The following is an 11314-nucleotide window of genomic DNA, read 5'->3' as shown; positions in this document are numbered from 1 at the left end:
AAGAACCATCGAGCGGTGGCCACTCGGTATGACAAGCGTGACTACATGTTCCGCGGGACTAGTGATGTCGCCTCAATCAGGATCTGGCTCCGAGACCCCGTTCCATGATCCACGGGACACGCCCTAGTGTCTGGCTGATGCGTCAACACCGGGCACGACGATCTCGTCTCTTTCGGCGCGGACGCGCCACAGCGTCTCGGCGATACTGGGAAACCGGCGGCTGTAGTCCCGCTGCCGGGCCGCTCGCACGGCCGGGGACATCTCAGACAGCCGCAGCGGACCGATCGGCTCATCACCCGGCACGCTCATGCTGAGAAATCTCGTGAAATGCTCATAGACGATCAGTCGCACCAGCGGGCGGTAGCGCTACAACCGTCTGCTCATCGACTTCTTCTCATCGGCCTTCGAACAGCTGACGCATGACCACGGCCGCGGCGATCCCGACGGGGATGATGAGGTCAGCGCGATCAGCAGCCCCCATGGGATCCGCCGACAACCGGCTGGCGCCGTCGCGCGCGATGCCGTCGCAGACCGCGCCGGTGCGGGTCATCGCGGGGCGGGCGGCGGTGTCCGCTGGGCCGGAACCTTCTGTCCGTCGCGGCGCCGGGCGAGCCGATGCCGCGGTCCGGGTACCGGCGGAGAAGAGCCCCGGATCGGTACCGCGCAGCGGACCCCCGGTCGGCAACCGGAACGACGGCGCAGTCTGCCTCGACCCGCGGCACGGAAGGCCACTGCCGCTTACTGCCCACCCAGCTCGGCATCAGCCAGCACGTCGAGTGAGACGTGGAAACACCGACGCGCCTCGAGGTCACACCCGAGGCGCTCAGCGACGAAAAACTACTTGCTCTGCTTTCGCAGGTAGAACACAGTTCCGATCGCCGCTATCGTGACACCCACGACAATTAGAACTATTCCAATCACATTCAGCGGTCCACTGAAATCCGGGTTGTACTGCAAGTAGTTCCTCCTCCAGCACCGCGTTTACCCACGCTGCGGCGCTGCGGATCACCCGGCGCGCCCACCAGCCCGAGCCGATGAGTACCGCGGCCACGGCGATCGCGATCAGGCCGGGACCGTCGCCGGGCGAGACGACGGTCCCGGCGCCGAACGCGCGGCGAAGGCCCTCAATGGTCTGGAGGACCTCGCCAGCGGACTGAACCCGCTGTTCCGACCCGGCCCTTCGACGATCGACGCGCAGCACAACTTCGACCACCTGCTCACCCCGTATTCCGGAACCCGACTACGGGAAGATGCGACGCTCGGACAGCCGGGGGGTTTCGTCGGCTCGTGACGTGGGCAGGTTGGCGTGATGAGCGCATCGAAGAGAACGCGGCTGGGGACGTGGTGCTGGCGGGTAGCGTTCGTCGCGGCGATGTACGTGGCGTGCACGGGAGTGGCGTTCCTGCTCGGCGCGGACGCTCCCTGGGCGAGCGGCACCATCGGCGTGGGCTGCGGGCTGGGCGGACTGCTCGTCGACGGCGTGCACCACCGGCACACCTCGTGAGTCCCGCCGGGCGCGGCGCGCCCGGCAGCCGCATGCAGGAAGAGAGAGGAGAAACCTGTGTCCGCACAGCGATGGAACCTGCGGGGCAGCCTGCTCCCGCCTAAAACAGCGTTGATCGTCGCCGTACTGTGGACCGCTCTCACAGTGGTGAACCTGCTGTGGCTCGGGGCCACCAACTGGCTCGGCTGGGTCATGCAGGCGAGCTGGGTGGCACTCGCGGTGTACTACTGGATCAGCTACATACGCACCCGCCGAGCCAGGTGAGCTCCGGCCCCCCGATCGGCGGCGACCGTTCACCAGCGACGTTGCCAAGGGGGCGACGTCGACAGCTGGGTATGAAGGCTTCGGGGAAGGGACCTGAACGGCGAACGGAAAAGACACGCCGTAGCTCGTTCTCGTTCAGCCCTGCACAGCGCCGAACCTGAGGGCCCCTCCACGTCGCAGGCCGTCACTGTTCACGAAGTTGCTGACTCGGCGGTGAAGGACCTGAACGGCGCTAGATCATTCCGGGCGCACCCTGCGACCGTGGAGGGCATGGAGCCCAGTGACCTGCCGGGGTTGTTTACGCTGCCGGTGACGCGCGAGCCACTGCGGGAATTCCGGCGCCGGTTCACCCATCACCGCCCGGCCGAAACACCGGTCGATCCACTCGCAGCGTGGGCGGCACGGCACGCCGGTGCCCACGGCCGCGCGCCGTCGGGCACAGTCCACCTGCTCGACCCGGACAGCTGGCTGCCGATCTGCGGTGCCGGGTTGAACGGATGGGACCCGCGCGGGCTGCACCCCACTGACGACGACGTGACCTGCGGGCGCAGCTCCGGCGGCATCGCTACGATGCCTGCGCCCCAGGTTTTCCCCGCACGCGCTGGGGTGGTCCCCCCAACGACGTCATTCCGGCGACCGGCGGGGGTAGTGCCAGCGGCGGCCTGTTCTACGGGTCCCTTACCTAGTCTTCCCCGCACGCGCGGGGGGGTGATCCTTCAGCTCCCACGTCGCTACGCCGATGTCACAGGTCTTCTCCGCACGCGCGGGGGTGGCCCGTACCGACGAATCTGGACGGGGTAGTCGGTCGCGTCTTCCCCGCGCGTGCGGGGGTGGTTCGGGCACCCAGAACCGTGCACTGGAAAGGTGGAAGTCATCTCCGCAAACGCGCGTGATCCGGCGTGCGCGGGCCCGGCCGCCGTCCGGTCCGACGGCGCAGGTCCCACCGCACCCTCGATGGGTCCGCGGCCCGGGCCGGAACGTGACACGCCCAGCGTTTCATCCCGCACACTCGGGAATGCGTGGCCGGTATGGCCAGCGACATTGGTCGGGCCCCTGGTGCGTGTACTGCACCAGGGGCCCGAGATACTCGTATACCGCGCAGATGTCAGCTGTGCGATTCTGTTGCCGTGACACGGATCAGGCTGGCCCACGCCGCCTTCGGCAAACGGATCGAGCCGCCGCCTAGGTCCTTGCTGTCCCGAACGAACGTCTGATCGCCGAAGAAGGCAACTTCCACGCACTCCGTTGTGTTGGCGTCAGCGCCGGAGTAGCTGGACTTCTTCCAGGTCAGGTGGTCCGGACCTTCGTAACCGCTCATTTGCTCTCTAATACCCTCATCTGTCGGTGGAGAAAATCCGCCGTCTCGTCAGGTTTCGAGGCGACGCGTACGGCGCGATCGAAAATTTTGGCAAACCGCTGTACGTCTTTTTCATTCTCCACCCAAGCGTTCCCTGCGGGGTACTCGAAGTACACGCCGGACGGCTCAACGGGCTCCTCGTAGTCCACGATGAAGATGCCACCGTTCGTTAGGCCGTATGCGCCGGCCTCAGCGGGGACCATCTGCACTGTGATGTTGTCCCGTCCCATCAAGTCGATGATGTGGAGAAGCTGCTTGCGCATAACTGCGACCCCGCCGACGCGCCTGGTGATGACGATCTCGTCCAAGATCGCGTGGAGGTGGAGCGGCCGGGCCTCGCTTGGGTCGAGACGCTGTTGACGAGACTGCCGGACACTGCTTGCCCCGACTGATCGCGAGCTTGGGTCGTGCAACTGGTCGCCGAGCGCGTCGGTGTACTCCTCGATCTGGAGAAGCCCAGGGACAACGATCGGCTGAACGGTACGAACCCCAGTGGCCACGCGCTCCTCATTCACGAGACGACGGAACGCCGGGAGCGTCTTCGCCGGAAGCCTCACGGGCTTCGGCTCGTTCTTGGCTGCGTCGTAGCGTCGCCTCGCTTCAGCCAATTCGTCCGCGTTGCCGCCGTACAGCGTGACCAGGGTGCCGATAACCGGCCAGGTGAGACGCAGCTCCCCTCGCTCGTACCTGCCGACCGTGCTGTCGCTCTGGTCAAGGTGGGTCGCGACGTCGGTCGTCAGCATCTTGCAGGCGGTCCGCATGTCGCGGAGGAACGCGCCGAGGTAGCGGGTCGCGCGTGTTGAGGCGGGCATGGCACGCAGCATAGCGGGCAATCAAGATTCACGCTTCTGCGCGCTTTGTAAGCTTGCATCGCGCGTCTGCGCGGTACTACTCTGCGCATGTTGGCTCAGTGACAACCGGTGGACGGCGCATTTGGCAAACCGCTGTCGGTGATCACCGGCCAGCCAACGGCAGGTAGGGGCCCCGGCTCCTACGAGTCCCTACCTGCCCACGACGACGACACGACGACGTTGGGTTTAATCGCATGGGGAATACGTCGGGTGGCCATTGGGACGCTTTCAGTGTGGTGGCTGGCTTGATCGGCCTCGCTGTGTTTATGGGCTGGAAGCGGATGAAGGGTGACCTACTGAGCTGGGCAGATAGGCGCGCTGAGCTGCGCCGTCCCAGCAGGCACGGGCTTGTTCCCGCCCCTGATCGGAGGTCGCTCGGTGATCTTTGGAGCAGGATCGAGGATGAGGCTGCGGAGCCGGTCTGGCCGGACGTGGCAGACAACGCGGCGGTGGGGATAACCCAGCGTCTCCGCGACAATAGGACGCTCAAGCGGGGCCCTGCTGAGGTGCCGGTCACCGAGCCCTCTGCGCTGATCCGGCCGCACGTCAGCCCGGGCGGGTATCGGCATGAAGCCTCTGTTCGACGAGTCGACCACGACGCCACCCTTCCGCGGCGAAACCTCCGACTGTCCGGCGATTGCCAGTGCATGACCCCGGTTCCCGAGAACTGGAGGCAAGCAGTCCGCGACCCGCGCGAGGGTTGTAGTCCCCGTTCCCCCGCACGGGTCGCGCTCCACGGGCGGAGACCGACGTGACCTACCCAGACTAGTGACCACCGCAACGCCTCAACGCACTGGACAGAGCAGACGAAAGACGCCCTGGTCGCAGCGCGCAGGGCCGAGGAAGTGAGACAGCAGTCCTGAGGCACGCCAGGTGAGCGCCACAAATCTATTGCCCGCGGCCTCCCGGCTACTACGCCTCAGCGAGCAACTGGTCGGCGTGCTCCAAGATGCCACCGACCTTTCTGAAGCGCGCCTCACGCCTCCGCCGCAGGACGAGGGACGAGGTGGCATGAACACCGACTCCTCCATCCACATCCCAGCAGGCTCGCCGATCTTCCACGATCTGCGACCGGCCGACGGCGAGATCGACCTCCAGCTCGGATCACCGCTGAACCGCGGATCCATCGAGGTCGTCCAGTCAGCAGGGCGCTGAGACGCACACGAGCCAGTGCCGCTAGGTCCGACTTCTCCTAGCGCGCACACCCCGGTTCCTGCTCCACCACCTCCCTTCCGGAGCAGGAGCCGGTTCACCATCCATACGAAAAGTGAGAACGCCGTGAACAGAGCACTGGCACACCTGGCAACGTTGGACGACCACCCCAACGCCTGGAACGAGCGGGAACACCCCGTCGGCACCCATGCCGACGCCAGGTACGCCAGGCTTGGCTGCGCAGGCTGCTGGTGATCACCCCGGATTCACGATGGGGCCGGAGCGGCTCACCCCGACATGTCCTCCGGCTCTTCCGTGTCCCAACCCTCGCCATCAGTCGACGCGGCGGTGCACCGTGACCGAAACAGCGGCAGGTCAGCGGATTCAAGCTGGTCGTGCGACTAGCGCTGCAGCACGCCGCCCACGGCTAGGGCGCCGCCACCGGTGCAGTCTGGGACTGCACCGCCTACACAGTCGAACACGCCTCCACGCGCGTGACCGTGCTGCCGGACCGGCATCCGCTGCGGGATCGGCCAGCAGCCTTGGTGCGGTGGTCGGCCGCGCCCTGCAGCATCCTGCTGATCGCACTCCCCGCGCCGCGCCGCCACCGGGACCCGTCCCGGCAACCAACCCGTGCCCCCACGGGGCGCATGACCGCCGACCGACATGAACCCAGTCTCCCCCGATACACCTGCCGCGCAGACACCCCCCTCGGCAGACACCACGACCACGCCACCGCGGGCACCCGTGGCGTGGCCCGGGCCCGGCGACCTCGCACTCGCCGAAGCCACCTTCACACCACCGAACCTGCACCTGTTCAAAAGGCTGCTGGACGGCCTCCACCGACTCTGACCACACCCCCGCGACCAGCTGTCACGACCACACGAAAGCGCTTGTCCATGCAGACCGCAGATCAACCACCGCGCCCGGCGGGCACCGACCCCGCCCGCGCCGCACTAGCCCGCGTCTACGACCTCTTCCTCGGCGGCACCGACGCCTACGCCATCGAACACGACCTCGGACAACAACTACGCGCCATCGCCCCCGACATCGACCAGATCTTCACCGACGAACGCGACTTCCTGATCCGCGCCTGCCACTACCTCACCGAACACGCCCAGATCAGCCGCTTTCTCATCAGCTGGGCCGGATTCCCCCACCGAGAAACCCTGCACGACGTCATCCTGCGCGCCAACCCCGACGCGACCATCAGCTACATCGCCCACGACCCACTCATCCTCGCGACCCTGCGCGCCGAAATGGACACCGTCACCGGAGCCCACGTCATCAACGCCGACATCTTCACACCCCCCACAGTCCTCACACACCCCCACATCACCCGAACCCTCGCCGACGACACACCCGTGTGCTGGGTGCTGCTGGGGATCTGGTCGCACATCGACGATGCCTACGGTGACCCGGCGGCGATCGTGCGCGAGTACGTCCGCGCCGCACCGACCGGGTCCTACGTCGTGTCGAGCTGGCTCACCAACCCCACCCCTGGCTCCGGTTCGACGGCCCAGCGGATCGTCGACACGATGCGCCACAGCGCACTCGGCTCCGGGCGAACCTTCACCCCCACGGAGATCGCGACAGCGACAGACGAGCTCGACATCGTGCCCGCGGACCTGACTGACGACGCCCCTGGTCCTGTGCCGTGCTTTCTGTGGTGGCAGAACGGCCCGCACACCGAATGCCGCACCACCCCCCACGACAGCGGTCGCCTCAACGTCGCCGTCGTCGCCCTCGTCGCCCGCACCACACCCCGGCAGGCGACCCAGTGACCGCTGAGGCCCCTCCCACCGAGGACGGCGTCTCCGCGGATCCCGACATTGCACGGGTGCTCATCGGTGAAGGCCACCGCGCGTGGCGGATGCACAGCATCAACCGGCGGCGGCGCGACGCCGACATCGACCTGTGGCTGCGGATCGACGAACTGACGTGGCTGGCCTGGGTCTTCACCGTGCACCTACCTGATGACGTCGTGCGCCCGGACGGCCTCGCCGCGTTCGACCTGCCACCCCTGAGACCAGAGCCCGACAACACCGCCTACTGGGCACCACCAGGGCCCTTCCCCCAGCCGACCGTCACACTCCCACCCCACGCAGCACCCGGTGTCCGGGGCCAGACCTCGGTGCAGCTGATAGCCCACCGCATCACACTCGAACTGTCCCACCCCGAATCACACTGGCGCACCGACTTCCCCACCGCCACCGCCCTCAGCGAACGCTACAACGTCTCACCCCGAACCATCAACACCGTGCTGCGCCTGCTCGGCGACGACGGCCACCTGATCAAAACAAATTCCGCGAACTCGAACAGGAAACGCTGGATTCCGCCGACACAAAAAACAGGGAACTCCATCGCCGGGATCGCCACCACACTGGCAGCCGACATCACCGCCGGCACCGTCACAGACCTCCCACCACTGAAGACACTGGCGACCACGTACTCCACCCACGAAACCACCGTGTCACGAGCACTGACCCTACTCACGGACCAAGGGTTCCTCGTCCACCAGCACCGGACAGGACCAGAACCGCACCAATGGACGGCAGTCGACAATCCACCAACCACCTTCACACCACCAGAGCCCGTGAATACGCCAAGAACACGTCCGGACCGCCGACACACCACCGCCCGGACTCCCCGAAGCAGATGATGACCGCCGGACGGCGGTGCGCAGAAGACCACGCCGATAAAAACCTTGCCAGAGCAGACTTCTAGCTCCCGCGCCGACAGGTGCCCTCGAGTGTCGCTGGTCACCACACCCGGGGCAGCGGAACCTCAACGGCGTGGCAGCACCACTGGAATCCTATCCACGGTGCCGTCACGGCTCCGCACTGACACTCCACGAAACCTGATACGAGAACCACAGTCGCACCTCCTTCAGAAAAGTAGCTGACTACACGTCGCACTACTCGCGGAAAGCAGGAACAGTATGGACCTCTTCGACGTCATATTCTTTGCCTTATGGGGTGCTGTCGCGCCGGTCGCTGTATGGTACATCTACCACTCCCAGAAGAATTCCATGCCGTGGCAATGGTTTCAAGGCCAGACCAAAGCACGCATCATCGTCACATCCATTGTGTTCGGTCTCCTGTGGCCCAGCGTTCTTCTCCTCACGGGTCTCTGCGCGATTCCCAGCGTTCACCGCTGGATCGTGGCATTCATACGGTGGGAAAAACCGGCACCCCGGCATCAACAACCGTTCAATGGCCCGCAGCAGGGGTGGCATGAATGAACTACCCAATCGCCTTGAATCAGACTAGCTGCCTTGAATCTGTGCCGGGCCATGTCACCGGAGCGACGAACGTGGCCCCCGATAGTGCCGATATGCCGGGCCGAGTCACGGCGCTCGCCGCCGGGCGGAAACACTTGATCGGCTGGCTGCGCCGTACGACGTCGACCGGCAGCGGGCAGTCCACGCCGCCAGGAATGGCCGTGTCGAGTCGAGCCATCAGGACACTGACGTGGCGAAACGTCCGCTGCCGCGATTCGGCCGGGCACCGCAGCACTATAGCAGTCACCCTCACCAGTGGACAGTGCCAGCGGACATGGAAAAGTCCGGGTGGGCGGACAGTTTGGTCCGGGTAGGCGGACATGAAATCTCCGGGTTGATGGACATGAGATCTCCGGGACACGCCTGACATCAATGCAGGTAGGGACCCCTCCGGCGGGGTTGGCTCTGGTTGCTGACAGTTGCCGACCCGCTGGTGCCGGAGGAGTCCCTTGACCAAGTCTGACAGGAAAATCATGGACATTCTGGAAGCGTTCGATATGACACGCTGCGCGCACTCCGCGGCGCAGCTCGCAGGGGTCGACGAGAAGACCGTGGCCCGTTAAGTCGCGATCCGCGACGCCGGAGGTGACCCGTTCACCCCGACACGCCGCGCTCGCGGGATCGACCCGTTCCTGGACAAGATCGAGGAACTGGTGGCGAACTCCGAGGGCCGGGTCCGCGCCGACGTCGTGCACCAGCGGCTGGTCGCGATGGGGTTCACCGGCAACGACCGCACGACCCGGCGCGCGGTCGCCGAGGCGAAATCGGCGTGGAACGCCGGGCACCGCCGGAAATACCGGCCGTGGACCCCGGACCCGGGGATGTGGATGCAGTTCGACTGGGGCGAAGGCCCGAGGGTCGGTGGCCGGCGCACGCAGTTGTTCTGCGCGTGGCTGTCCTGGTCGAGATTCCGCGTCGTGCTCCCGGCATGGGACCAGACACTGGGCACTCTGGTGTCCTGCGTCGACGCGACACTGCGCCGGATCGGTGGCGCACCAACATATCTACTGACCGATAACCCCAAGACAGTGACGATGGACCGAGTCGCGGGAGTCCCGGTCCGCCACCCTCAGATCGTCGCGGCGGGTCGGCACTACGGCTGCACAGTAGAGACGTGTGAGCCGTTCGACCCCGAATCCAAGGGCGGAGCCGAGCATACCGTCAAGATCGCCAAGGCGGACCTGGTGCCCACCACGGCGAACCTGCTGCCGGTCTACTCCTCGTTCGCCGACCTGGCCGACGCCTGCCTCGAGTGGTGCGAGCGGGTCAACGCCCGACCCCACCGCGAAACCGGGGCCGCGCCGGTCACCCGGCTGGGCGCCGAACGCCAGCACCTGCACGTCCTGCCCACCGAGCCACACGCGATCGCGCTCGGTGAGGAACGCCTGGTCGATGACGACCAGACGATCCGATTCGGGTCGGTGCGCTACTCCACCCCCGACGGGCACCAGCGCAGCAAGGTCTGGGCCCGCGTCACCGGCGACGAACTGGTCATCGTCGGCGACACCACCGCCGGGCTTACCGAGATCGCCCGGCACGTGCTGTCCACCCCGGGAACCCCGCGCATCGACGACGCGCACTACCCGTACCATCCGGGCGGAAACCTCCCCCGCCCACCGAAAATCAGGGCCCGCACCCCCGAAGAGGTCGCGTTCCTCGCCCTGGGTGAGGGAGCGCGCCGGTGGTTGGTCGAAGCCGCCTCGACCGGAGTGACCCGGATCCGGGTCAAGATGGCGCGAGCGGTGGAGCTCGCCGCGATCCTGGAGGCGGGCCGGGTCGACGACGCGCTGGGTTTGGCGGCGATCGCGGGCCGGTTCGCCGAGGACGACCTCGTCTCGATCCTGGACCATCTGAGCGCATCCTGGCCGCCCAGCGACGTGGTGGTGGCCGATGAGAACCACTCCGCGCAACCAGGCACCGGCGGCTGGGAGGTGTTCGGCCAGTGAGCAGTCCCACAGCCCCTGCCCTGCCCGAGGACCTGGACAGTGTCCTGCGCCGGATGCGGTTGCCCTACCTGCGCAAAGCCGCACCCGATGTCCTCGCGACCGCGCGGGCGCAACGCTGGGATCCCGCCGAGGTGCTCCGCGTCCTGCTCGGGGAGGAAGTCACCGGCCGCAACTCCGCGACCCGGCGGATGCGGCGCAAGACCGCGAACTTCCCCACCGGCAAGACTTTTTCGTCGTGGCGCGCGGAAGAGTCCTCGATTACCGAAGCCACCCAGAACTCACTGTCCACATTGGAATGGATTGGGCGTCGTGAGAACTTGGCGGTCGCGGGTCCTTCGGGCACGGGAAAGTCGCACTTCGTGGAGGCGTTGGCGCATGCGGCGATCGAGAACGACATGCGGGTGTCCTGGTTCACCCTGGAGACCCTGACCGCCGCGGTCGGCAAGGCCAAGGTCGACGGGTCGGTGGCTCGCACGATCTCCCGGATCTGCCGGTGCGATCTGATCGTGGTTGATGATATCGGGATGCTGCCCGCGGGACAGGACGCCGCCGAGGCGTTCTACCGCATCATCGACGCCGCTTACGAGCGGCGTTCGATCGCGGTGACCAGCAACATTCATCCCAGTGGTTTCGATTCGATCACGCCGAAAACCTTGGCCACAGCGACCGTGGACAGGTTGCTGCACCACGCGCACCTGGTCCTGACCAAGGGTGAGAGCCACCGTCTCGCCGAGGCCATCGCCGGCAAGGGGGTGGTCGCCTTGACCTAGCCGACCATCCGGAGAACTGCCGTCCACCCACCCGGAGAAGTACTGTCCGCCAGCCTGGAGATCATCTGTCCGCCCACCCGGAGTTCCCAATGACCGTTGACAGACAGATTGTCCTTCGCGGGCCCCACGGCAGCCTCGCGGTACTCGACCCCCTGCAAGCGGGTCGACTCCGCGCGGCCCTGCGCGA

At 66.4% G+C, this 11314-nt stretch carries 13 protein-coding genes; 8 read left to right on the top strand and 5 right to left on the bottom strand.

Going from position 1 to position 11314, the window contains the following annotated elements:
• Positions 1-123: 123 nt before the first annotated feature.
• The 3 genes from QMK34_RS37070 to QMK34_RS37060 form a co-directional block, all read right to left on the bottom strand.
• Positions 124-351, bottom strand: a complete 228-nt coding sequence (locus tag QMK34_RS37070; RefSeq protein WP_326419417.1) for a hypothetical protein — start codon at positions 349-351, stop codon at positions 124-126.
• A 43-nt stretch (positions 352-394) separates the two neighbouring features.
• On the bottom strand, positions 395-550 hold the full coding sequence (locus QMK34_RS37065; RefSeq protein ID WP_326419416.1) for a hypothetical protein: 156 nt from the start codon (positions 548-550) through the stop codon (positions 395-397).
• Between the two features lie 273 nt (positions 551-823).
• Positions 824-1213 (bottom strand): hypothetical protein, encoded by a 390-nt coding sequence (locus QMK34_RS37060; protein ID WP_326419415.1) that lies wholly within the window; start codon positions 1211-1213, stop codon positions 824-826.
• Positions 1214-1309: 96 nt separating this feature from the next.
• On the opposite strand from QMK34_RS37060, the gene QMK34_RS37055 reads away from it, so the two are divergent.
• The gene (locus tag QMK34_RS37055) at positions 1310-1504 is read left to right on the top strand and encodes a hypothetical protein (RefSeq protein ID WP_326419414.1); all 195 of its coding nucleotides are present in this window, start codon (positions 1310-1312) and stop codon (positions 1502-1504) included.
• A 57-nt stretch (positions 1505-1561) separates the two neighbouring features.
• Positions 1562-1768: a hypothetical protein gene (locus QMK34_RS37050; protein ID WP_326419413.1), complete on the top strand. Its 207-nt coding sequence runs from the start codon at positions 1562-1564 to the stop codon at positions 1766-1768.
• 1105 nt (positions 1769-2873) lie between these two features.
• On the opposite strand, the gene QMK34_RS37045 is transcribed toward QMK34_RS37050, so the two are convergent.
• Entirely contained in the window at positions 2874-3086 is a 213-nt protein-coding gene (locus tag QMK34_RS37045; protein ID WP_326419411.1) for a DUF397 domain-containing protein, read from the bottom strand.
• Positions 3083-3937, bottom strand: a complete 855-nt coding sequence (locus tag QMK34_RS37040; protein ID WP_326419410.1) for a helix-turn-helix domain-containing protein — start codon at positions 3935-3937, stop codon at positions 3083-3085. The genes QMK34_RS37045 and QMK34_RS37040 overlap by 4 nt, the downstream gene beginning before the upstream one ends.
• Before the next feature lie 1050 nt (positions 3938-4987).
• Between QMK34_RS37040 and QMK34_RS37035 the strand changes: the two genes are divergently transcribed.
• The 6 genes from QMK34_RS37035 to istB all read left to right on the top strand — a co-directional run bounded on the left by QMK34_RS37035 (position 4988) and on the right by istB (position 11127).
• Positions 4988-5131, top strand: coding sequence for a hypothetical protein (locus QMK34_RS37035; RefSeq protein ID WP_326419409.1), 144 nt, complete (start codon positions 4988-4990; stop codon positions 5129-5131).
• Between the two features lie 896 nt (positions 5132-6027).
• On the top strand, positions 6028-6912 hold the full coding sequence (locus tag QMK34_RS37030; RefSeq protein WP_326419407.1) for an SAM-dependent methyltransferase: 885 nt from the start codon (positions 6028-6030) through the stop codon (positions 6910-6912).
• Positions 6909-7790 carry a hypothetical protein gene (locus tag QMK34_RS37025; RefSeq protein ID WP_326419406.1) on the top strand — a complete coding sequence of 294 codons (882 nt, stop codon included), beginning with the start codon at positions 6909-6911 and terminating at the stop codon, positions 7788-7790. The genes QMK34_RS37030 and QMK34_RS37025 overlap by 4 nt, the downstream gene beginning before the upstream one ends.
• 279 nt (positions 7791-8069) lie before the next feature.
• The gene (locus QMK34_RS37020; protein ID WP_326419405.1) at positions 8070-8372 is read left to right on the top strand and encodes a hypothetical protein; all 303 of its coding nucleotides are present in this window, start codon (positions 8070-8072) and stop codon (positions 8370-8372) included.
• Between the two features lie 692 nt (positions 8373-9064).
• Entirely contained in the window at positions 9065-10357 is a 1293-nt protein-coding gene (locus tag QMK34_RS37015) for an IS21/IS408/IS1162 family transposase (RefSeq protein WP_442785294.1), read from the top strand.
• Entirely contained in the window at positions 10354-11127 is a 774-nt protein-coding gene (gene istB, locus QMK34_RS37010; protein ID WP_326419404.1) for an IS21-like element helper ATPase IstB, read from the top strand. The genes QMK34_RS37015 and istB overlap by 4 nt, the downstream gene beginning before the upstream one ends.
• Positions 11128-11314: the final 187 nt, after the last annotated feature.

The organism is Amycolatopsis sp. H20-H5 (assembly GCF_035828755.1).
In the GTDB taxonomy this organism is placed as follows: Bacteria; Actinomycetota; Actinomycetes; order Mycobacteriales; family Pseudonocardiaceae; genus Amycolatopsis.
Note: the sequence above shows the minus strand (reverse complement) of the source record. Positions and strands in the feature narration are given on the sequence as shown.

Bases quoted from the DNA above. Each gene is read 5' to 3' on its own strand.
- QMK34_RS37055 (WP_326419414.1), top strand. From the start codon at position 1,310: ATGAGCGCATCGAAGAGAACGCGGCTGGGGACGTGGTGCTGGCGGGTA.
- QMK34_RS37045 (WP_326419411.1), bottom strand. From the start codon at position 3,086: ATGAGCGGTTACGAAGGTCCGGACCACCTGACCTGGAAGAAGTCCAGC.
- QMK34_RS37020 (WP_326419405.1), top strand. From the start codon at position 8,070: ATGGACCTCTTCGACGTCATATTCTTTGCCTTATGGGGTGCTGTCGCG.
- QMK34_RS37030 (WP_326419407.1), top strand. From the start codon at position 6,028: ATGCAGACCGCAGATCAACCACCGCGCCCGGCGGGCACCGACCCCGCC.
- QMK34_RS37065 (WP_326419416.1), bottom strand. From the start codon at position 550: ATGACCCGCACCGGCGCGGTCTGCGACGGCATCGCGCGCGACGGCGCC.
- QMK34_RS37035 (WP_326419409.1), top strand. From the start codon at position 4,988: ATGAACACCGACTCCTCCATCCACATCCCAGCAGGCTCGCCGATCTTC.
- QMK34_RS37040 (WP_326419410.1), bottom strand. From the start codon at position 3,937: ATGCCCGCCTCAACACGCGCGACCCGCTACCTCGGCGCGTTCCTCCGC.